Origin of the sequence: Nioella sp. (genome assembly GCF_965215655.1) — a bacterium.
Lineage (GTDB): Bacteria > Pseudomonadota > Alphaproteobacteria > Rhodobacterales > Rhodobacteraceae > Nioella.
Window position 1 is genome coordinate 1,433,583 of the sequence record NZ_OZ244111.1, and the last position, 21,623, is coordinate 1,455,205.

The 21,623-nt window shown below is 62.8% G+C and carries 22 protein-coding genes; 8 read left to right on the plus strand and 14 right to left on the minus strand.

What is annotated here, in order from left to right:
• From trpE to ssb, 4 genes are all read right to left on the minus strand, one after another.
• Window positions 1–1,512, minus strand: a complete 1,512-nt coding sequence (gene trpE / locus ACOOEX_RS07395) for an anthranilate synthase component I (RefSeq protein ID WP_420397815.1) — start codon at window positions 1,510–1,512, stop codon at window positions 1–3.
• A gap of 6 nt (window positions 1,513–1,518) precedes the next feature.
• Window positions 1,519–3,378 carry a peptidylprolyl isomerase gene (locus ACOOEX_RS07400; protein ID WP_420397816.1) on the minus strand — a complete coding sequence of 620 codons (1,860 nt, stop codon included), beginning with the start codon at window positions 3,376–3,378 and terminating at the stop codon, window positions 1,519–1,521.
• Window positions 3,379–3,447: 69 nt separating this feature from the next.
• Window positions 3,448–4,635, minus strand: a complete 1,188-nt coding sequence (locus ACOOEX_RS07405) for an aminotransferase (RefSeq protein WP_420397817.1) — start codon at window positions 4,633–4,635, stop codon at window positions 3,448–3,450.
• 26 nt (window positions 4,636–4,661) lie between these two features.
• A complete protein-coding gene (gene ssb / locus ACOOEX_RS07410) occupies window positions 4,662–5,177 on the minus strand; it encodes a single-stranded DNA-binding protein (RefSeq protein WP_306047049.1) in 516 nt (171 codons plus the stop codon).
• Window positions 5,178–5,344: 167 nt separating this feature from the next.
• Here ssb and ACOOEX_RS07415 point away from each other — a divergent pair, with 167 nt between their 5' ends.
• A complete protein-coding gene (locus tag ACOOEX_RS07415) occupies window positions 5,345–5,923 on the plus strand; it encodes a lytic transglycosylase domain-containing protein (RefSeq protein WP_371931257.1) in 579 nt (192 codons plus the stop codon).
• A 26-nt stretch (window positions 5,924–5,949) separates the two neighbouring features.
• On the opposite strand, the gene ACOOEX_RS07420 is transcribed toward ACOOEX_RS07415, so the two are convergent.
• Window positions 5,950–6,639, minus strand: a complete 690-nt coding sequence (locus ACOOEX_RS07420; RefSeq protein ID WP_420397818.1) for a hypothetical protein — start codon at window positions 6,637–6,639, stop codon at window positions 5,950–5,952.
• 156 nt (window positions 6,640–6,795) lie between these two features.
• Between ACOOEX_RS07420 and ACOOEX_RS07425 the strand changes: the two genes are divergently transcribed.
• On the plus strand, window positions 6,796–7,500 hold the full coding sequence (locus tag ACOOEX_RS07425) for a hypothetical protein (RefSeq protein ID WP_420397819.1): 705 nt from the start codon (window positions 6,796–6,798) through the stop codon (window positions 7,498–7,500).
• Here ACOOEX_RS07425 and ACOOEX_RS07430 read toward each other — a convergent pair whose 3' ends face one another.
• Window positions 7,501–8,169, minus strand: a complete 669-nt coding sequence (locus tag ACOOEX_RS07430; protein WP_420397820.1) for a hypothetical protein — start codon at window positions 8,167–8,169, stop codon at window positions 7,501–7,503.
• Window positions 8,170–8,236: 67 nt separating this feature from the next.
• Entirely contained in the window at window positions 8,237–9,379 is a 1,143-nt protein-coding gene (gene mnmA, locus ACOOEX_RS07435; protein ID WP_420397821.1) for a tRNA 2-thiouridine(34) synthase MnmA, read from the minus strand.
• 181 nt (window positions 9,380–9,560) lie between these two features.
• On the opposite strand from mnmA, the gene ACOOEX_RS07440 reads away from it, so the two are divergent.
• The 5 genes from ACOOEX_RS07440 to ACOOEX_RS07460 all read left to right on the plus strand — a co-directional run bounded on the left by ACOOEX_RS07440 (window position 9,561) and on the right by ACOOEX_RS07460 (window position 15,326).
• Entirely contained in the window at window positions 9,561–9,779 is a 219-nt protein-coding gene (locus ACOOEX_RS07440) for a DUF1153 domain-containing protein (RefSeq protein WP_420398344.1), read from the plus strand.
• A gap of 116 nt (window positions 9,780–9,895) precedes the next feature.
• A complete protein-coding gene (gene ctrA / locus ACOOEX_RS07445) occupies window positions 9,896–10,609 on the plus strand; it encodes a response regulator transcription factor CtrA (protein ID WP_071690322.1) in 714 nt (237 codons plus the stop codon).
• A gap of 76 nt (window positions 10,610–10,685) precedes the next feature.
• The gene (gene ligA / locus ACOOEX_RS07450; protein ID WP_420397822.1) at window positions 10,686–12,968 is read left to right on the plus strand and encodes an NAD-dependent DNA ligase LigA; all 2,283 of its coding nucleotides are present in this window, start codon (window positions 10,686–10,688) and stop codon (window positions 12,966–12,968) included.
• Window positions 12,961–15,063, plus strand: a complete 2,103-nt coding sequence (gene recG, locus ACOOEX_RS07455) for an ATP-dependent DNA helicase RecG (protein WP_420397823.1) — start codon at window positions 12,961–12,963, stop codon at window positions 15,061–15,063. Before ligA ends, recG begins: the two co-directional genes overlap by 8 nt.
• Window positions 15,064–15,203: 140 nt before the next feature.
• Window positions 15,204–15,326: a hypothetical protein gene (locus ACOOEX_RS07460; protein ID WP_281249830.1), complete on the plus strand. Its 123-nt coding sequence runs from the start codon at window positions 15,204–15,206 to the stop codon at window positions 15,324–15,326.
• 201 nt (window positions 15,327–15,527) lie between these two features.
• Here the strand turns inward: ACOOEX_RS07460 and ACOOEX_RS07465 are convergent, their stop codons facing one another.
• Complete coding sequence (locus ACOOEX_RS07465; RefSeq protein WP_420397824.1) at window positions 15,528–15,980, minus strand: iron-sulfur cluster assembly scaffold protein; 453 nt, start codon at window positions 15,978–15,980, stop codon at window positions 15,528–15,530.
• Between the two features lie 67 nt (window positions 15,981–16,047).
• Between ACOOEX_RS07465 and hisI the strand changes: the two genes are divergently transcribed.
• Complete coding sequence (gene hisI / locus ACOOEX_RS07470; RefSeq protein WP_420397825.1) at window positions 16,048–16,407, plus strand: phosphoribosyl-AMP cyclohydrolase; 360 nt, start codon at window positions 16,048–16,050, stop codon at window positions 16,405–16,407.
• 107 nt (window positions 16,408–16,514) lie between these two features.
• On the opposite strand, the gene gluQRS is transcribed toward hisI, so the two are convergent.
• From gluQRS to ACOOEX_RS07500, 6 genes are all read right to left on the minus strand, one after another.
• On the minus strand, window positions 16,515–17,420 hold the full coding sequence (gene gluQRS, locus ACOOEX_RS07475) for a tRNA glutamyl-Q(34) synthetase GluQRS (RefSeq protein ID WP_420397826.1): 906 nt from the start codon (window positions 17,418–17,420) through the stop codon (window positions 16,515–16,517).
• Window positions 17,417–18,025: a class I SAM-dependent DNA methyltransferase gene (locus ACOOEX_RS07480; protein ID WP_420397827.1), complete on the minus strand. Its 609-nt coding sequence runs from the start codon at window positions 18,023–18,025 to the stop codon at window positions 17,417–17,419. The genes gluQRS and ACOOEX_RS07480 overlap by 4 nt, the downstream gene beginning before the upstream one ends.
• A gap of 22 nt (window positions 18,026–18,047) precedes the next feature.
• Window positions 18,048–19,385 (minus strand): methylenetetrahydrofolate--tRNA-(uracil(54)-C(5))-methyltransferase (FADH(2)-oxidizing) TrmFO, encoded by a 1,338-nt coding sequence (trmFO, locus tag ACOOEX_RS07485; RefSeq protein WP_420397828.1) that lies wholly within the window; start codon window positions 19,383–19,385, stop codon window positions 18,048–18,050.
• Between the two features lie 51 nt (window positions 19,386–19,436).
• Entirely contained in the window at window positions 19,437–19,829 is a 393-nt protein-coding gene (locus tag ACOOEX_RS07490) for a hypothetical protein (protein ID WP_420397829.1), read from the minus strand.
• Between the two features lie 106 nt (window positions 19,830–19,935).
• Window positions 19,936–20,790 (minus strand): LysR family transcriptional regulator, encoded by an 855-nt coding sequence (locus ACOOEX_RS07495; protein ID WP_420397830.1) that lies wholly within the window; start codon window positions 20,788–20,790, stop codon window positions 19,936–19,938.
• 135 nt (window positions 20,791–20,925) lie between these two features.
• Window positions 20,926–21,354, minus strand: coding sequence for a hypothetical protein (locus ACOOEX_RS07500; protein ID WP_071690330.1), 429 nt, complete (start codon window positions 21,352–21,354; stop codon window positions 20,926–20,928).
• Between the last annotated feature and the right edge of the window lie 269 nt (window positions 21,355–21,623).

A 21,623-nucleotide genomic window follows, 5' to 3' on the forward strand; every position in this document is an offset into this window, starting at 1 on the left:
TCAGCTGTTCCGACGCCCGGAGAACAGGCTCGCCTCCTCAGCCGCCTTGCGCAGGGCGCGGGACTTGTTCACCGTTTCCTGGTATTCGGCCTCCGGATCGCTGTCATAGACCACGCCGCCGCCCGCCTGGATATAGAGCTTTTCGTCCTTCAGAACCGCTGTGCGCAGCGCGATACACATATCCATGTCGCCACCGGCGCTGAAATAGCCCACGCCGCCGCCATAGACGCCGCGCTTTTCCGGCTCCAGCTCGTCGATGATCTCCATCGCGCGGACCTTGGGCGCACCGGACACGGTCCCGGCAGGCAGCCCCGCGAGCAGCGCCGACAGCGCGTCGTGATCATCGCTGAGTTCACCCACCACGTTCGACACGATATGCATGACGTGGGAATAGCGTTCGATCACGAATTCCTCGGTCGGGCGCACGGTGCCGATCTTGGACACGCGACCAGTGTCGTTGCGGCCCAGATCCAGCAGCATCAGATGCTCGGCCAGTTCCTTCTGGTCGGCCAACAGATCGAGCTCCAGCGCCTTGTCTTCCTCGGGCGTTGCGCCCCTTGGCCGTGTGCCCGCGATCGGGCGGATGGTCACTTCGCCGCCGAAGACCCGCACGAGGATTTCGGGGCTGGCCCCGATCACCTGGAAGCCGCCGAAATTGAAGAAGAACATGAAGGGCGAGGGGTTCGTGCGGCGCAGCGCGCGGTAAAGCGCGAAGGGCGGCTCGCGGAACTCCTGCGTCCAGCGTTGCGAGGGCACGACCTGAAAGATATCGCCCGCGCGGATGTAGTCCTTGGCTTTCTCGACCGCCGCAAAATAGTCGGGCTTGGAGAAGTTCGAGACCGGTTCCGCCACCGCATGGGCCTCGCCCATCTCGCGGGCGGCGGTGGTGGGCGCGCGTTCCAGATCGCGCACCGCGTCCATCACCCGTTCGGCCGCTTGGGCATAGGCGGCGCGGGCGGACAATCCGCCGCCCACCCAGGCGGGGGAGACCACGGTGACCTCTCCCTTGACGCCGTCCAGCACCGCCACGACCGATGGCCGGATCAGCACCGCGTCGGGCAGGCCCAGAGGGTCGGGGTTCACGTTCGGCAGATGCTCCACCAGCCGGATCATGTCATAGCCGAGATACCCGAACAGCCCCGCCGCCGCGGCGGGCAGGTCGTCGGGGATGTCGATGGCGCTTTCCGCCAGCAGCGACCGGATCGCCTTCAGCGGCGGTTCGCTGCACGGATCAAACGCATCCCGGTCATAGCGGGCTGACCGGTTCAGGCGACTGTCCTCGCCCCGGCATTCCCAGATCAGGTCGGGCTTCATGCCGATGATCGAGTAGCGCCCGCGCACCTCGCCCCCGGTCACGGATTCGAGAATGAAACTGTCGCGGCCAGCATCGGCGAGCTTCATCATCACCGACACGGGCGTGTCCAGATCGGCGGCGAGGCGGGTATAGACCAGCTGGTTCTTGCCCTGCGACCAGCCTTGGTCGAATGCCTCGAAGGACGGGGTCAGTGCCATGGTGCCTCAGGGAAATTGCGCGTTGACCGCGTTGATGACGGCGGAATCGAGGGAGATGCCGATCTCGGTTTCCAGCGCCTGGCCGAAGGCTTCGAACACATCCGCCGCGATGGAATTGGCGATCTGCGCCCCGAACAGCCCCTGCAGCGCAGCCACCTCGGGCGAGCCACGGGTGCCCTGGTTGATGCTGTCGAGCCGGGCGATATAGGCCGCACGGGCACCCGGGATCACCACCATGTCACCGGGCGCGTCCAGCTGGAACACCTGCGGCACAAGGGTGGGGGGCGTGTCGGGGATGAAATCCTGACGGCGGATCTGGTCTTCGGTTGTCAGCGCAAGCCCCTGATCCTCAAGGCTGCCGGTCAGGGCGAGATTGGCCAGGATCGCATTGGCCCGTTCCTCCAGCCGGATGCGCAGCTGCGTGGCACGCCAGGCGGCGGCGACCTCGGCTTCGATCTCTTCCAGCGGCGGGATGGACGGCGGAACGACCGCGTCAAGGCGCAGGGCGAACTGGCCCCCGTCAGAGAGCCCCAGAAGCTCGGGGAAATCGCCATCCTGCGCGGCGGCCGCGGCCTCGGCAAAACTATCATAGGCGGCAATGCCCTGATCCATGCCGTCGAACCAGTCGATGGTGCCGAACTGCATGTCGGTTTCCTCGGCCAGCTCCTCCAGCGTCGCACCGCCGGCCAGCAGGTCGTCAAGATCCTCCAGCATGTCGTCGATGGCGCGGCGGGCGGCATCCTCGGCCAGTTCGGCGCGCAGATGCTCGGCGGCGTCCTCATAAGGGACTTCGGTCGCGTCCAGCACTGCGTTGATGCGGAAGAGCGCCGGGCCGAAACGGCTTTCGAGCGGGCCGATGATTTCGCTTTCGGTATCGGCGAAGATCACCTCGGCGGCGGCGGCAGAGAGGTCGCCCGGCGCGGTTTCGCCAAGGTCAACATCGTCGAGCGTCAGGCCCCGGTCCTCGACCAGCGTATCATAGTCCGTTTCGCCGGCATCGAGCGCAGCACGGGCGGCATCGGCCTCGTCCTGGCTGGGGAAGACCAGCCGTTCCAGCAGGCGGCGCTCGGGCTGCACATATTCCGCGATGCGTTCGTCATAAAGCGCGCGGATCGCTGCGGGGTCGACCTCGACCTCATCCATGATCATATCGGGGGTGATCCAGGCGTAGGAGATCGTCCGGCTTTCGGGCCGTTCAAAGCGCTGGCCGTTTTCGTCGTAGTATTCCTGCAATTCCTCGGGCGTCGCGGCAGCAAGGCCGGCGGTCAGGTCAGTTTCGGTGACGCGGGCGAGGGTAAAGCTGCGGGTTTCGGTCTGATAGGCGACCATGATCTCGGTGAAGCTGTCCGGTGTCGGAAGCCCGCTGATGACGGCGGCCTGCAAAATCGAACGGGACACATCCTCGCGGATGGTTTCCTCGAATTCTTCTACGTCATAGCCCGCTTGTGTCAGCGCCAGTTCATATCCGGAGCGGTCGAAATTGCCGTCGATGCCCTGGAAGGTGGAGGTCGTGGTGATCTGCCGCGCGACCTCTTCGTCGCCCACGGACAGCGACATTTCACCGGCCTCGTGGGTCAGCGCGGCACGGGCGACCAGACCCTCCAGAATGGCACGGTCGAGCCCGGCATTGCGCAGATCGGTCAGCGTCTGGTAGGGGCCGCCTTCCGCCGCCTGCGCACGCAGTTCCGCCTGGATGGCGCGGGCATAGGCATTGGCCGAAATCGAGGCATTGCCGACCGAGCCGACCTGAACGGCGGAATTGCCGAAGTTGCCGATGCCGAAGCCTGCAAGCCCGAACATCAGAAGGGCGAGAATGGCCCAGACGAAATAGTCTGACAGCTTCCGTTTGCCTGCGCGTCGTGCCATGCCGGATATCTCCCTTGATCTGGCTCTGAAGCGCAGGTTTAGGGGGTCGCGGCAAGGGGGGCAAGGGGCCTAGAGGGAAAGCTGGGAAAGTCTGTGCCCAACTTCGGCCAATCCGGCGGCATCTGCGTTGGCGAAGGCGATGCGCAGGGTGGTTTCGGCCTGTCCCGATCCGCCCTGGTGCCTGAGCGGGCCGAACATGGTGCCGGGCAGGGTCAGAAGGCCCGCTTTCGATACCATCGCCTTGGCGACCTCATCCGAGCGCATGGCGAACGGATGGCGCACATAAGCGAAATAGGCCCCGCAGCCGAGCAATTCCCAGCCTGACAGCCGCTGAAAGGCGGTTTCCATGGCGGCGCGTCTGTTCAGGATCTCCTGCCGTTCGCCTGCCAGCCAGTCGCCAAGGTTCCGCATCCCCCAAAATGCGCCGATCTGGCCCACCTGACTGGGGCAGATGGCGACGGTGTCGAGGAATTTCTCCACCTCGAAAAGCCGCTCGGGGCTGGCCACGATGGCACCGACGCGGTGGCCGGTCAGGCGGTAGGATTTGGAGAAGGAATAAAGCTGGATCAGCGTGTCGTCCCAATCGGGATCGGTGAAGAGGTCATGCGGGGCGCCTTCGACGGAATGAAAATCGCGGTAGGTTTCATCGACGATCAGCGCAATCTTGCGGCGGCGGCAGATGTCGCGGAAGGCGGCCATGACCGTGGCGGGATATTCCACGCCACCGGGGTTGTTGGGCGAGATCAGCACAATGGCGCGGGTGCGGTCGGTGATCATCGCCTCTGCCGCGTCCGGGTCGGGGATCAGGCTTTCGCCAGTTGCCAGCAGTTGCGCCTCGACGCCCGTCATGTCGAGCCACATCTTGTGGTTGAAATAGTAGGGCGTGGGCAGGATCACCCCGTCGCCTTCGCCTGCCAGCGTCGCCATCACGGCGCAGAACGCCTGATTGCAACCTGATGTGATTGCCACCTGATCGGGCCGCACCATGCCGCCATACCCATCGGACCATTGCTGCGCCAGTTCCGCGCGCAGCTCCTCGCGCCCGAGAACCGGACCATAGAGATGGCTGTCGGCCTGGGTCAGCAGCGCCTCGGCCATGGCCTGACGCAGCCCTTCGGGCGGTGGATCGACGGGCGCGGCCTGGCTGAGGTTGATCAGTGGCCGGTCGGCGGGGAAGGTGACACCATCCAGCCAGCGCCGCGCCTCCATCACCGGGGGCGGGAAGGTGGCCGCGAATCTAGGGTTCAGCACATGCATGGCGCGCCTCGTCGGGTTTCCGGGCCTTAGAACGGGATTTCGTCATCCATGTCGTTGGACCGGCCACCGCCGCCCTGGCTGCCGCCACCGCCGCCATAGCCACCGTCACGGTCATCGGGATAGCCGCCGCCCCCGCCATAGCCGCCACCCTGTCCGCCGCCGCCGTAGCCGCCGCCACCGCCGCTGTCGCTGCGGCTGTCCAGCAGGGTCAGTTCCCCGCGATAGGGGCGCAGCACGACCTCGGTCGAATAGCGGTCCTGGCCGGACTGATCCTGCCATTTGCGGGTTTCAAGCTGCCCCTCGATATAGACCTTGGAGCCCTTGCGCAGATATTGCTCGGCAATCCGCGCGAGGGGCTCGGAAAAGATGGCGACGGAGTGCCATTCGGTCCGCTCGCGCCGTTCGCCGGTGTTTCGGTCCTTCCAGGTTTCGCTGGTGGCGATGCGCAGGTTGCAGACCTTGCCGCCATTCTGGAACGACCGAACCTCGGGATCGCGTCCCAGATTGCCTATCAGAATGACCTTGTTGACGGACCCAGCCATGATCTCTCCCCGTAGTTTTCGAATCTCACGTTGTGACGCAGCTTAGATCACCGCAACATGCTTAAGAAAACCCAAATGCGCGGGGGATTGCCAAGCGGGCAGGGGCAAGCTGGAAATGCCGCGTCTTTTCCGTATATTGCGGCGAGTTGCAAAAGAAGCGAGGGCGCATGGTGCCTGCGAAAGCCTGTCTTTATGTATTTGCCATGATCTGCGGGACCGCAGGAGGGGCGCTGGCGCAAGGCCTGAGTTCCGACCGCCTGAGCCGGTTCAGCGAACAGCTTGACCTGCTCGACAGCCGTGCGGCCACCCAATACGAGTTTTCTGACCGGCTGCGCCCCGACAGCGAGGCCGAGGAGACCATCCCCTATTACAACGGCAGCTATAACGGCCCCTGGCTGGAGGTCGCCCGGTCCGCCGCGCGCCGCCATGGCATCCCCGAGGATCTGTTCCTGCGGCTCGTGCAGCAGGAAAGCGGGTGGGATCTGGATGCGCTGAGCCATGCAGGTGCCATCGGTCTGGCGCAATTGATGCCGGATACGGCAGCGCTGCTTGGGGTCGACCCGCATGACGCCAATGAAAATCTCGACGGTGGCGCACGCTACCTGGCGCAGCAATATCGCCGCTTCGGCAATTGGCGTCTGGCGCTGGCGGCCTATAATGCGGGGCCAGAGGCGGTCGAGGCCCATGATGGCGTGCCGCCCTATGCCGAGACGCAGGAATATGTCCGCGCGATTCTGGGTGCCTGATCATCGCGGCTGAACATCCTTCCGCGTCAATCGCCCGGCAGACAGACACCGTCATAGCCGCGCCCAGTGGTGTGGGTCATGCGTGACGGGCGGTGTGGCGGGCGGCAAGCCACCAGCGTGTAGCCGTTCGGATGTCCGGGCACCGACGACTGCTGCGTAGCCGCGCGATCGAGCGAGGCGGTCCCGCCGGTGGCCAGCGTTACGGATTGTGTGCAGGGGCTGGGGTTTTCTTCGCCGGGCAGGCACAGGCCCACGACAATCTCGTAATCGCAGAGATTGGTCGCATCCAGATTGTCCTCGGCCCCTGGCGTATAGCGCACGCAGCCGTTCACATCGGCCCTGAGCGAGGGGCGCTGATAGGCACCGGTGAGACTGTCCAGCAGGACAGGAACCGCGAAGGCCATGCCTGTGGCGAACAGCAGTCCGGCCCAGATCGGCACCCTGCGGGGCTGGCCCTTTCGTTCGAACAATGTCAGCGCCGCAAGCGCGAACCACGCGCCCAGAAACGCCATGCCCCCGGTGATCTCGGGCAGCCAGGGCAATGCCCGCCAATAGGGCTGGATCCACGCGAGGAGGTGGGGCAGCACATAGGCCGAGGCAAGCGCGACAAGCAGCACCCGCCGAAACGAGATGCTGCCGCGCCCATGGGCCACGATGATGGCCAAAAAGCCCCCGATGAGGCCGAAGAAAACGGAACCGTCAGAAAAGCCGGGCATGGATCCTCGGAGATGGGGCAGGGACTGCAAAGGGCGCGCGCCGTAATTGGCTTAGTCTGGCGTGCAACGCAATGATTTGCCAAGTCGATTCCGTCACATAGTTGTCGCCGGTCTTCTGGCTGTACGGACGCGGCTGTCTACGCCACAATCGCCGATATGTTACGCCTGATCGCGCCCCTTCTGTTGCTTGCCCTGCTGACCGGCCCGCTAAGGGCAGATCCCCCGCCGCCGGATCTGGGCGCTTTGCTGGATATCGCGCAAGCCCCCTTTCAACAGCGCGATGCGGTCGAACGGCAACTGGCAGGGGCCTTGCCGCTGTTCATTCCGATGCCAGAGCCCGCGCAGCCCGAACCGACTGTGGGGGACTTATACTACTGGTCGCTCGAAGGCCGCTTCGGTCTGCACATCGAGAGCACAAACGCCCCCGGCGGATTTGTGACCTGCGCCCGTTACGGGCGGATCACGCTGGAGCGATTGCAGGAGTTGCCAAGCTCTGACCCGCGTGTCTTTCCGCTGATGCGGCAGGCGGCGATCCTGCATGACGACGCCAGCGCCTGGCCTGAACAGGCAGTGGCCCGGCTGGTGTGTCAGGTGACATGGGATGATGGCCGCCGGGTCGCACCGCTGGAACGCGATACCGTCGAGGAGCAGCTATCGGACAGGTTCGCAGCGGTCCTCGGTCGTCCGGATCCGGCCGAGCGCCCAAATTCGGTGCGGGTCTTCGGGCCGGGGGGCTATGTGATCGAAGGGCAGGGCGGGCCTGCGGACATGATCCGGGTGATGGATCGCGCAGAGGTCAGGCAGGTGGCCACGCATCAGCTGATCCTGCTGCGCAGCTATCTGTTGGGCGGGGGGATGTGATCAATCCGCATGGCGTAGCCCACCCTGTGGAATGGGCTGCCCCTGAGGTGCCAACTGAACCGGCTGGATCGGCTGAGCCGGCGCAGTTTCAATCGGGTCGACCCGGAGGTTGGAGTATCTGGGCTGGCAAGCGCCATATTCGCTTCCACACGGGCATCTGACCTGAGCCGCGACGTAGCGCCCATCTTGTGTGCAGCCGAACTCGATGATCTGCCCACTCCCCAGGCCTCCGAATTCCTGAATGACGTCGTATTCAAGTCGGTCTTCCCGCATCCAGTCCCGCATCTGAACATGGAATTCGTACTGTCCAACCGCATATTCCGTGAAAGCGCCTGAAAAATCCTCTGCGACGACCGCCATCGTGAGCAGGGGCACAGAGCAGGATAGGGCATTTGAGGAATTCGGGTGGAGATACATCGCCGCGACACGGCCGGTGACGTAGAAGTTTCCTGCGGGGTTTCCTAGGTCGGGTCTTTCCACGGCGCAGCAGATGGTTTGGGGAGTATCACCGTCGTATCTCCCTGCCGTACGGTCCGGCGCCCAGTCCAGAGTGATCTGGCGAATTATTTCCGCTTCGCACTGATCATCAACGTGCTGCGCCTTTGCAGTGCCCACCCAAACCGCCAGAGCTGCGTAAAGAATGACGAGAATCGCGTTCCTTGTTTGCACTGACATTGCCCCCTGAACTGTTGAATATGACAAGGGGATCATAGCACAGGTTATCGAAACGGCGGAATCAATACCCTCTCCAGATCCAGCCGCCGCCGAAGATGCGGCTGCCCTCTGGGTCGTAGAACACGCAGGCCTGTCCGGGGCTGACGCCTTCTTCGGCAACGATCAGTTCCACCTCGGCCTCGGTGTCCGAAATGGGGCGGATCACCGCCTCGCGCGGGGGGCGGGTGGAGCGGATCTTGACCGCCAGGTGCCATTCGGGGCGCGAGGTGAAGGGCTCGTCTCCCAGCCAGTTGATCTCTCGCACGGGCACGATCCGCTTGGACAGCGCCTCTTTCGGGCCGACCACGACCTGACGCGACTCCGGGTCCAGCTTGACCACGTAAAGCGGCGTATCCAGCCCGCCAATTCCCAATCCGCGGCGCTGGCCAATCGTGTAATGGATGACGCCGCGATGCTGTCCCAGAACCGTGCCATTCATATCGACGATATCGCCGGGATCGGCCGCACCGGGGCGCAGTTTCTCGATCACCGAAGCGTAGTTTCCATCCGGGACAAAACATATGTCCTGGCTATCGGGTTTATCGGCGACGGGCAGCCCATATCGCGCTGCCAATTTCCGGGTTTCGTCCTTCGAGGGCAAATGGCCCAAGGGAAAGCGCAGGAATTCCAGCTGTTCCTTTGTGGTCGAGAACAGGAAATAGCTCTGGTCGCGGGATGAATCCGCCGCGCAATGCAATTCGGCCCCGTTGCTGCCGTCCATTCGTTGAATGTAGTGCCCGGTGGCCATGCAATCCGCGTCGAGTTCTCGGGCCGTTTCCAGCAGATCCTTGAACTTCACCCGCTCGTTGCAGCGGATGCAGGGGACCGGCGTGGCCCCGGCAAGGTAGCTTTCCGCGAACTCGTCGATCACTGCGTCCTTGAAGATGTTTTCGTAGTCCAGCACGTAATGGGGGAATCCCATTTCTTCTGCCACGCGGCGCGCATCGTGGATGTCGCGACCCGCGCAGCAGGCGCCTTTCTTGGCCAAAGCGGCCCCGTGGTCATAAAGCTGCAAGGTCACGCCGATGACGTCATAGCCTTGTTCTGCAAGCTCTGCGGCCACAACGGAGCTATCGACACCACCCGACATCGCCACCACGACCCGGGTTTCGGTGGGCGGTTTGGCAAAGCCAAGAGAGTTCACGGGATGTGGGTCGAGGGGCATGGGCGTCTCCGGGGGTTTGAGGCGCAATATAGGAAAATGCCACCTATCCTCAAGGGACGTGCTTACCGGCTGTTAAACTTATTGCGACAGGGTGGCCCCAAACCCGAGCGGTGAGAGGAGCGCCATGTATATCAGACGTGTCAAAGGGGTCCAATCCGTTACCCTTCCCGATGGCAGCGTGATGACCCGCGCCGATCTGCCCAGTGCCTCGACCAGACGATGGGTCGCCAGCCGAAAGGCGGCGGTTGCGAACGCCGTGTCATATGGCCTTCTGGACCGGGAAGAAGCCTGTCGCATTTACGCCTTGTCCGAAGAAGAATTGGACAGCTGGACGCGCGCCGTTTCCGAACATGGGACGCAGGCATTAAAGGCAACAGCCCTGCAGAGATTTCGCGCTTAATGCAATTTTGGGATTGCATTAATGGATTTTTTCGGAAGACTATCTAAAAAGATAACTTGAAATTAACGAAGTGTGCCCATGGTCGTAACCAGTTCGAAAGATTCGGAGAGTTCGTGATGCGTGTCTTGCTTGTAGAAGATGATCCCACCACCTCGAAAAGCATAGAGATGATGCTCAGTCATGCCAATCTCAATGTCTATTCGACCGATCTGGGAGAAGAGGGCGTCGATCTTGCCAAGCTCTACGATTACGATCTGATCCTTCTCGATCTAAACCTTCCAGACATGAACGGGCACGAGGTGCTGCGCCAGTTGCGCCTGGCCCGTGTCGATACACCCATTCTGATCCTGTCAGGGTCCGACGATACCGAAAGCAAGATAAAGGGATTTGGCTTCGGGGCCGATGATTACCTGACCAAACCTTTCCATCGTGATGAACTGGTGGCGCGCATCCATGCCATCATCCGCCGGTCCAAGGGGCATGCCCAATCCGTGATTCGGACGGGGCGGATCAACGTCAATCTCGACGCCAAGACCGTCGATGTGGATGGCCGCGCGGTGCATCTGACCGGCAAGGAATACCAGATGCTCGAACTGCTCAGCCTGCGCAAGGGCACCACGCTGACGAAAGAGATGTTCCTCAACCATCTCTACGGCGGCATGGACGAACCGGAACTGAAGATTATCGACGTCTTTATCTGCAAGTTGCGTAAAAAGCTGTCTCAGGCCACAGGCGGCGATAACCATATCGAAACGATCTGGGGCCGTGGCTACGTGCTGCGTGACCCGATGGAAGAGGCGCAGCCTCAGGGCTTTGCCGCCTCGGCCTGATCGCCCTTCCTGACTGGACCTCCCGGTTGCGGCCTCCTATCACTTCAGGAGGCCGTGACAGTTTCGAGGGGCAGAGATGGCAACGCAATCCGAGACACCGGAAGACCGGGCGAGGGACGTGACCGAGGCAGAGGCCCCGGCACGGCTGAGGGAACTGGCCGAAGCGATTGCACGCGCAAACGATGCCTATCACCGGCAGGATGCCCCCGAAATATCGGATGCGGAATATGACGCGCTGAAGCGCGAGAACGCAGCACTCGAGGCCCGCTTTCCCGCCCTGAAACGCGCTGACAGCCCGACCGATCAGGTCGGCGCCGCTCCGGCGGAGGGGTTTTCCAAGGTCACCCACGCGGTGCGGATGCTGTCGCTCGGCAATGCGTTCGAGGATGAGGACGTGGCGGAATTCGCCCGTTTCATCCGGAATTTCCTGGGGCTCGCCCCGGATGCGCCGCTTGCCTTCACCGCCGAGCCCAAGATTGACGGGCTGTCGCTGTCGCTGCGCTATGAAAACGGGCGTCTGGTGCAGGCCGCGACCCGTGGCGACGGCGAGGTGGGGGAGAACGTCACGGCCAACGCCCGCACCATTGCCGACATCCCGCAGGTCCTGACTGGCGCGCCCGAGGTGCTGGAAGTGCGCGGTGAGGTCTACATGTCTCATGCCGATTTCGAGGCACTGAATGCACGGCAGGCGGAGCGGGGCGGCAAGACCTTCGCCAACCCGCGCAACGCCGCCGCCGGGTCGCTGCGACAGCTCGATTCGTCGATCACCCGCGAACGCCCGCTGAAATTCTTCGCCTATGCCTGGGGGGAGCTGTCGGAGCCCCTCGCGGAAACCCAGATGGGTGCGATTGATCGGCTGAAGGCGCTCGGCTTCCAGACCAACGACCGCACGAAGCTCTGCGACACGACCGAGGCGATGCTCGCCCACTACCGAGAGATCGAACAGGCCCGCGCGACGCTCGGCTATGATATCGACGGGGTGGTCTATAAGCTGAATGATCTGGCGCTACAGGCCCGGCTCGGCATGCGCTCGACCACACCACGATGGGCCATTGCTCATAAATTCGCCGCCGAACTGGCCTGGACTCGTCTGGAAACCATCGACATTCAGGTGGGCCGCACCGGCGCGCTCAGCCCGGTCGCGCGGCTTTCCCCGGTCACGGTCGGCGGCGTCGTGGTCTCGAACGCGACGCTGCATAACGAGGATTACATCGCCGGGCGGGATTCCAGCGGCAACCAGATCCGCGAGGGTAAGGATATTCGCGTCGGCGATTGGGTGCAGGTTTATCGCGCCGGGGACGTGATCCCGAAAGTGGCGGATGTGGATCTGTCGAAACGGCCCGAGGACGCCGCGCCCTATGTGTTCCCGACGACCTGCCCCGAATGCGGGTCGGATGCGGTGCGCGAGGAAGGCGACGCGGTGCGCCGCTGCACCGGCGGGCTGATCTGTCCCGCGCAGGCGGTGGAAAAGCTCAAGCATTTCGTCAGCCGCGCCGCGTTTGATATCGAAGGGCTTGGCGCCAAGCAGGTGGAGCAGTTCCACAAGGATGGCTGGATCGCGGAACCCGCTGATATTTTCGAGCTTCAGGCGCGCTATGGCAGCGGTTTGCAGCAGCTCAAGAACCGGGAAGGCTGGGGCGAGAAATCGGCGGAGAACCTGTTCAAGGCGATTGAGGAAAAACGCGCCATCCCCCTGAAACGTCTATTGTTTTCGCTTGGTATCCGGCATGTGGGCGAGGTGGCGGCGGCCGATCTGGCGAGGCATTTCTCAAACTGGGATGCGCTTGCGGAAAGCGTGGATCGCGCGCAGCCTGCCGCCGACGCGGCCCGAAACGCGGATGAGGCCATCGCCACCGAACGGGCGCGCGCCGCTGATGAAGGCCGCCGCGCCCAGATCAGCGCCACGCGCGAAGCGGCCTGGACAGAGGTGCCCGCAGAGGCGCGTGCCGCCTGGGATGAGATCACCGGCATTGACGGGATTGGCGCGACGGTTGCCCAAGCGCTCGTAACGGCGTTCGGGCAGCCCCGAGAACGGGCCTCCATTGACCGGCTGGTCGCCGCGTTGGACGTTCAGGCAGAGGCCGCACCCGCCACCTCGAACAGCCCCGTCGCGGGCAAGACCGTGGTCTTCACCGGCACGCTGGAGAAGATGACCCGCGCCGAGGCCAAGGCGCGGGCGGAGGCTTTGGGCGCCAAGGTCTCGGGGTCCGTCTCCGCCAAGACCGATCTGCTGGTCGCGGGGCCGGGGGCCGGGTCGAAGGCCAAGAAGGCCGCCGATCTGGGCGTGGAAACCATTGATGAGGACGCGTGGCTCGCGTTGATCAACGACGCCGCCGCGGCGGCGCAGTCCGATGGTTGAGATGCCCAAGGGACGCCCGGAAATCCTCTTCCCGCTCTTCGCAGAGCTGGAGGGGCTGGACGGGATCGGCCCTAAAACGGCAAAGCATTACAAGGGTTTGGGGGTGGAAACGCCCAAGGACCTGCTGCTGACCCTGCCGGTTGGCGGCGTGGACCGGACCCGGCGCGACAGCATTCGCGACGCCGCATTGCCTGGCATCGTGACGGTCGAGGTCGAAGTGGGCCCGCACCGCAAACCGGCTTCGCGCGGGCGGCCCTATCGGGTGCAGGTGACGGATGCGGCCACCAGTTTCGAGCTGGTCTTCTTCCACGCCCATGGCGACTATTTGCAAAGGGTTCTGCCGACGGGCAGCCGCCGTCTGGTGTCCGGCAAGGTGGAGCTTTTCGACGGGCTGGCGCAGATGGTTCATCCCGACCACATCCTACCCATTGCCGATGCGGACGAGATCCCAGCCTATGAACCGGTCTATCCCCTGACCTCTGGCGTCACCCAGAAGGGGATCAGCAAGGCCATCGCCTCGGCCCTGCCGCGCGCGCCCTATTTCGGGGAATGGATTGATCTGGAGCTGCTGAAATCCCGCAAATGGCCGGCCTGGCCCGATGCGCTGGAGCAGTTGCACTGCCCGGATGGCCCCGAAACCCTGTCGCGCAGTCACCCGGCGCGGGAGAGGCTGGCCTATGATGAGCTGCTGGCCCATCAACTGACGCTAGGACTGGCGCGGCTGAAACTGAAACGCGCCAAGGGGCGGGTCAGTGAGGGTGACGAGGCGCTGCGGGCCAAGGTGTTGAAATCGCTTCCCTATCATCCCACAGGGGCGCAGGAACGGGCGATTGCCGAGATCGCTGCCGATATGGCCAGCCCGGTCAAGATGAACCGGCTTTTGCAGGGCGATGTGGGCGCGGGCAAGACGCTGGTGGCACTGATGGCGCTGTTGGTCGCCGTTGAAGCGGGCGGGCAGGGGGTGATGATGGCGCCGACCTCGATCCTGGCCGCGCAGCACTTCGACGGGCTGAAACCGCTGGCCGAGGCGGCGGGTGTTCGGCTGGAAAGCCTGACGGGGCGCGACAAGGGGGCGGATCGGCGCGCGAAGCTGGAGGCGCTGAAATCGGGAGAGATCGGCATTCTGGTCGGCACCCATGCGGTGTTTCAGGACGATGTGGAGTTCGCTGACCTGCGGCTCGCGATCGTCGATGAACAGCATCGCTTCGGCGTGCGCCAGCGGGTGAAACTGGGCCAGAAGGGCGCGAAGGCGGATGTGCTGGTGATGACGGCGACGCCGATTCCCCGCACGCTCAGCCTCGCCACCTATGGCGATATGGATATCTCGGTGCTGGATGAAAAGCCGCCGGGGCGGAAACCGGTGCGCACCGCGCTGGTCAGCACCGCGCGCATGGATGAGGTCGTAGATCATCTGCGTCAGGCAGTGGCCGAGGGGCGGCAAGCCTATTGGGTCTGCCCGCTGGTCGGCGAAAGCGAGGCGGTGGAAATGACCGCCGCCGAGGAGCGGTTCAAACACCTGCGGGCGGCCCTTGGCGAGGGTGTCGTGGGGCTGGTTCATGGTCAGCTTCCGCCCGCCGAGAAGGACGCGGCCATGGCCAATTTCGTTGAGGGGCGGACCCGCGTTCTGGTGGCCACGACGGTGATCGAAGTGGGTGTGAACGTGCCCAATGCCACGATCATGGTGATCGAGCAGGCGGAGAATTTCGGACTGGCGCAGCTGCATCAGCTGCGGGGGCGTGTGGGAAGGGGCGAGGGCGCGTCGACCTGCCTGCTGCTCTACCGTGCGCCGCTTGGGGAAACCGCCACGCGGCGCTTGCAGGTGTTGCGGGAGACCGAGGACGGGTTCCGCATTGCCGAGGAAGACCTGGCGATCCGGGGCGCGGGAGACCTGATCGGCACCGCGCAATCGGGCCTGCCGAAGTTCCGGGTGGCGGATCTGGAAGGGCAGACAGCCCTGATGAGCATCGCGCAATCGGATGCGCGGGCGCTGTTGGACCGGGACCCGGAAATGATCAGCCCGCGGGGGCAATCGGCGCGGGTTCTGCTGTGGTTGATGGAGCAGGAGAAGGCCATCGGGCTGATTTCGGTCGGGTAAGGAAGGTTAATAACCTATTAACCATCGTTAACCATTGGACCGGCTTTGTTCTCAAATGTTCTCATAAAGTTCTTGCATCCGTGCGCTGAATATGAGAACAAAGCGTTAACACGCCACAAGTTGTTCAGGAATTGGAAACCATGATCACCCAGATCCGCCAGATTCTCGAAACCTCCCGCGACTCGCTTCTCTATGATTTTGCCGGTGTTCTCGCGATCGGTGTGATGACCTTGGGTGCCCTGCATCTGCCCGGCGCGCTCTGACCTTTTGCCTCTGCCTGCGGTCGTATCTCCGGATGGCTTTTCAATAGCTGCGGGTCTGTCCCCAAACCCCCGCGCTGCCTCTGCCTCAGGGCCTTTGGAACTGCCTGTCCAAATGCCCGGCCCGCCGGATCCCCCGACACGCATACCTGCCGCCGCCTCCGTGCCCCGGAGCGCGGCGGTTTTTTTGTTCAGAGGTGGAGTTCAGGCGCAGGCGGCGGCTTCGGCCTCGCCCATGGCTTGCGCGGTGGCCTCGAAGGCCAGCATGATCGAGGCATGGCGGTTCTTGTAGTCGCGCGCGGGTTCCAGAACCTCGTAGCCGGTGAAGGGGGCCTCGGGCGGAGGGGCGCCGTCCTTCAGCATGGCGCGTAGCTGATCGCGGCCCTGTTCCACCTCGGCGCGGGTGCGTCCGATGATATGGGCCGCCATCAACGCGGCAGAGGCCTGACCAAGCGCACAGGCCTTCACATCCTGACCGAAGCGGATGATGCGACCGTCTTCGATATCGAGATCCACGGTCACGGTCGAGCCGCATAGCGGCGCCCGCTTGCGCACCGTGGCCTGGGGATCCTCCAGCCGGTCGGTCAGCGGAATATCCGCCGCCAGCGCCAGGATGCGCTGCGAATAAAGCTTGATCAGGTCGCTTTCGGTGCTCATGGGCTTTTCCCGGCTGCTGCTGCCCTATAGGTAGCGACCAATCACAAGATTGCAAAGGGTGCTGGTCATGAGCTTTGATCCCGCAACGCTGACATATACCGCAGACGGGCTGATCCCCTGCATCGCGCAGGAGGAGGCGACAGGCGAGGTGCTGATGATGGCCTGGATGAATGCCGAATCCGTGGCGCGGACGCTGGAAACGGGGCGAGTGACCTATTGGTCGCGGTCACGGCAAAGCTTCTGGGTGAAGGGCGAAAGCTCTGGCCATGTGCAGGAACTGGTGGAGCTGCGCGTCGATTGCGACCGGGATTGTCTGCTGGCTGTGGTGCGTCAGACCGGGCCAGCCTGCCATACCAACCGGCGGAGCTGTTTTTACACGGCGATCCGCGCGGGGGACGAGGTGGAGATCATGGCACCCCTGGCCTGAGGCCGGTGCCGTGCGTCGTCTGTTGGATGCCTCCGGCGGGAGTATTTTGGCCAAGAAGAAGGGGCGGGCGGGCGCGTTAAGGTTAACGGGGGTGCGTAAAGATCCCGTTAAGCCTGAGGGAGGCCGATCATGCGACGGATGTCCTCGGGGCTGTGGCCCTCTTCCCGGTACTTTCGGATCGCGCGGGCATCGTCGCGTTTGGCAAGGCGTTTTCCGTTCTGGTCCCGGATCAGGCGATGGTGGTGGTATCGGGGTGTCGGCAAGCCAAGCAGGCGTTGCAGGATGACGTGGATGCGGGTGGCCTCGAACAGGTCCGCGCCGCGCACCACGTCGGTGATGCCCTGCGCGGCATCGTCCAGGACCACGGCCAGGTGATAGGAGGTGCCCATATCCCGGCGCGCGATCACCACATCGCCAATCTCGTGACTGACCTCATCGGGGGTGAACGCGACAATCCCGTGCCGGATGTGCTCTCCGTTGCCAGATTCCTCGAAGCTGGCGATACCCTCGGCGCCGAGCCGGGGGGTGTAGACGCCCTTGGCCAACCCAGCTTGCCCCATGTCGAGCCGTAACGCGCCGGATGGGCGCGGGGTCATTTGGCCGGGCTGGCGTGGCTTGCTGCGGCAGGTGCCGGGATAGACGATGCCATCGGGCCCCAACATCGGCGCGCCTTCCTGCGGGGCGGAGGCGGCTTCGGCAATGTCGCGGCGGTTGCAGTCGCAGGGATAGAGCAGGCCGCGCGCCCAAAGCGCGTCGAGCGTTTCGCAATAGCTGTCCAGCCGCTCGGATTGCCGCATCACCGGCCCGTCCCAGGTCAGGCCAAGCCACTCCAGGTCATCATAGATCAGATCTTCCCATTCGGGCCGGGCGCGCGAGCGGTCGATATCTTCGATCCGGAGCAGGAACTGACCGCCAGTCGCGCGCGCCATGTCATGGGCCAGGATCGCGGAATAGGCATGGCCCAGATGCAGGGGGCCGGTTGGAGATGGGGCAAAGCGAGTGCGAAAGGTCACGTCTTTTCAAAGATATATATGGTGGACTTCAAGTCGATACCCGGCAGGTGTTCCCCGTGTTCCTCAAGGCGCAGAACCAGGTCGGGACGCGCTTTGGTTGCGGCGACCTTGCGGGCGTAATCCGGGTCGGCCAGGGCTTTGTCATTCAGCGAATAGAGAAGGATCATGCCCGGTTTCAGCGCCTCCACCATCAGGTCGATCAGCCCGGGCGGGGCCGCACCATGGCCCAGAACACCGACGCCCGCGATCACATCGTAGTCGCCATCGGGCAGAGCTTCCCCCGGTTCCGTGACCGACAGCTTGCGATAGATCCCGCGTTTCTTTGCCTCGGCCATCATATCGGCGGAGACATCGACCCCATCAAAGATGGAGAAGCCCGCCTTGGCGAAGGCCACACCGGACAGCCCGGTGCCACAGCCCACGTCGAGGATCGTCACGTCGGGCGACAGACCCAGACCGGCCAGGGCCTCCGCCGCGCGGCGCGGCAGGGCATAGCCATTCTCCGAGATCTCCGCATCATAGCTTGCCGCCCACTCGTCGTAATGGGCTTTGACGTCTGCGGGATCTTTCAGATCATAGGTCGAGTCGAGGAATTTGCGGGTCATGGCGAAAGGCTAGCAGCGCCGCTCAGCCCGCGTCCAGCCATTCCTGCCAGGCGGATTTCGCGCGGTCCGTGTAGCCCTTGTAGCGCGCCTTGCGGTTTCTGCGCCCGCCCTTCAGGTCAATGGGCGGGAACAGCCCGAAATTCACGTTCATGGGCTGGAAGGTCTTGGCCTCGGCCCCGCCGGTGATGTGATGGATCAGCGCGCCCATGGCGGTGACTTGCGGAACGGGCGGCAGCGTCTGGCCCAGAACTTCGGCAGCGGCGAGACGGCCTGCCAGAAGGCCCATGGCCGCCGATTCCACGTAACCCTCGACCCCGGTGATCTGGCCCGCGAAGCGGATATGCGGGCGGGAGCGCAGGCGCATCTCGGCGTCCAGCAACGTGGGCGAATTGATGAAGGTGTTGCGGTGGATACCGCCCAATCGGGCGAAGCGGGCGTTTTCCAGCCCGGGGATCATGCGGAATACCTCGGTCTGCGCCCCGTATTTCATCTTGGTCTGGAAGCCCACGATGTTGAACAGCGTCCCCAGTTTGTTGTCGCGGCGCAGCTGCACGACGGCGTGCGCCTTCACGTCCGGCTGGTGCGGGTTGGTCAGGCCCACGGGTTTCATCGGCCCATGGCGCAGCGTTTCGCGGCCGCGTTCGGCCATGACCTCGATGGGCAGGCAGCCGTCGAAATACTTTGCCGTCTCGCCCTCGTGGAACTCGGTCTTGTCGGCGGCCAGCAGGGCGTCGATGAAGGCCTCGTAGGTGTCGCGATCCATCGGGCAGTTGAGATAGGCGGTGCGTTCTTCCTCGGTCTCGCCCTTGTCATAGCGCGATTGCATCCAGGCCTTGGACATGTCGATGCTGTCGGCGTGGACGATGGGAGCGATGGCGTCGAAGAAGGCGAGGCTGTCCTGCCCGGCTTCCTGCGCGATCGCCGCGGCAAGGGCACCCGAGGTCAGCGGGCCGGTGGCAATGATCGCAGGCCCGTCATCGGGCAGGGCGGTGATTTCATTTTCGACCACCCTCACGAGGGGATGGCTGCGCAGCCGGTCGGTGACGGATTGGGCGAAAGGTTCCCTGTCCACTGCCAAAGCGCCGCCCGCGGGCAGACGATGGCGGTCGGCCATCTCCATGATCAGGCCGCCAGCCGCGCGCATTTCCCAATGCAGAAGGCCGACGGCATTCTGTTCGTCATCATCAGAACGGAAGGAATTGGAACAGACCATCTCCGCAAGGTTGCCGGTCTGGTGTGCAAAGGTGCCCACATGCGGGCGCATTTCGTGGATGACCACGGGCACGCCAAGATTGATCGCTTGCCAGGCGGCTTCGGACCCGGCCATGCCGCCGCCGATGATGTGGATCGCTTTTGTCATGACCGGGGATGTAGGCCAGGGGAGGTGATTTGCCAAGCCACGCAGTGGCGCTCATGCGAGACGCTTCCATCCCATGCGGTACAGCGCAAACTGCCCGCCGCCGCGCAAGACCAGCGGAACAGCGGTTGCGGCGGCCGCGATGGCCAGCCATGCGCCATACACCGTCTGGATTTCCATGGCATCGAACCAAAGGGTGAGCCCGCAGAGAAGGGCGACCCCAAGCATTGCAACCGCCCGGCTGCGGATGCCGACGAGAAGCCAGACCGCTGTCGAAAGAATAAGAGCACACAACACAATGATGGCGGTCCATTCCACACCGTGGATCCCGTGCGTCCCCACGGTCCAGTGCAAGTCGATGACCGCAAGCGCCTCGATCGAGGCTGTTGTCAGCAGGAACGCAGTCAGCATCCTGCACAATAGATGTAGCATCTTCCCGAATGTCATGCCTGTTCTGCCTGTAAGCTCGTTTTTGTTTTATTTAATATTAACCTTTGACCAAAACTATTAAAGCTGAAAGCTTGCAAAAGCATCTTTGCGAGAATTAAGGGTGTTATTCAATATTCAAAAGGATAGTTTGCGACTGTTCGAAAGAAGATACGATCCAGTTCATGGCGTCTATTGCGGACTGGTCTTTTTTTCTAGAGCTGTGGAATGCCGCCCAAAAATCCACATTGATTGGCTCGATGTCGTCAAACGCAGGTTGAAAGTCCGAATCCCGTTTTGCCAAAAAGGTTGGAAGCAGCACAGGCAGACCGGTCGATTTGGAGATTCGGAATGCATCGAAGAAGTTCGCTGCACGAAGTGACGGGGGACGCCGGAACAAGGCTCGTGCGCGGCGCATCGGCTCGAAGTCATCGTGCTTGTCGACCAGCCCGATCCACTCGTCGTTGATATCAAAGGGCGCCCTTCTGTAGGTGTTGAATTCCATGTTTCCCACGCGGCGGGTGATCAGACTGCCGCGATCTGGTGGGGTGTCCATGATCATAACGTCGACATCACCAAGGCCAGAGCGTGATGTGCGATTGTGAAGTTCAATCGTGTAGCCTTTGTTTTTAGACAGAAAATCACCAACATTCGCAGACAGGACGCCGCCAAGAACAATGGGAGGCGCCCCGACCCGGATCATGACGGGGTTTGCGCCTTCGGATTTCAACGAGATCTGATTTCGTTCCGCGCTCAGCTTGCCCTCGAACTCTTCGATCAGAAAAAGCAGGCTTTCCAGGTCCGGATTCGGCTTCCAGTCACCTGATGTCTTGATGAAAGCTGGTGTGCCCAGTGTCTGGCCAAGGCGTTCGATTCGGCGCGATACAGTTGCCACATTCGCACCAAGATGGCGGGCCGCCGCAACCATCGTGCCGCTTTTGTGTACAGCGAGAAAAAATTTCAGATCGTCCCAGTTGTCCATTTTGAGGAACTTCCATTTGTCTCAGCTACTCCAGCCGTCCGCTGGCCATTCCCTTTACTAGGGGAAATGACAATGGAAAACAGGCAATTGATGATCAATTGCCTGTTTTAAATAAAGTGCGATCTGAGTGATTTGTCAAGCGGATTGCGTTTCGCTGTCCTGTGTTCCGCGGTTGATATTGAGCGCCTCATGAACTTCGTAAAGTGTGTAGCGCCCGCCACCATATAGGATCAAAGGAACCGAGAAGACCGACACCAGGGTGATCTTGACGGCCAATGCGGGATCTCCGTCGGGGTTGGTCATGATTGCGGGCAGAACGAGGAGCGCCATAGACATGGCGGCGACCATCGACGTGCGAATACCCAGGATCAGCCAGAAGCTCAGGACGAAGAAGAGCGCGGCCAGTGCGGCAGAGTGGTACTCCAGCCCCTCCATGCCGCCGACGACCGTCGGGACGTTGCAATCCCTAAGTTGCGGAATCAGGCCGATGGCGGCCTCGATCATGAGAGTCGCCGAGAGGCAGACCCGGAAGTTCAGGCGGAGCCATTCGGTAAGGTTGTTCATCGTCTCTGTCCCGTTAAGGTTAATTGCTCGATAGTGACAGTCTCTTCGCCAATTGGGGCAGGACAAGGCCGCTGAAGGGGAACCTTCTGGGAGATTTATACTCGGCTAGTTCTGCAATGGCTTGGTTGGGTCGGTATTGTTCCCAAAGTGGAAACCAGACCTGAACTTTTAGGCAGGTGTCTGCCTTAATTCCCGATGAAGTTGCCGCGAAACATCGGCATTGTTTATCGGTCTTGAAGGACGGACCGGGATGGCGTCGAGCCATGATA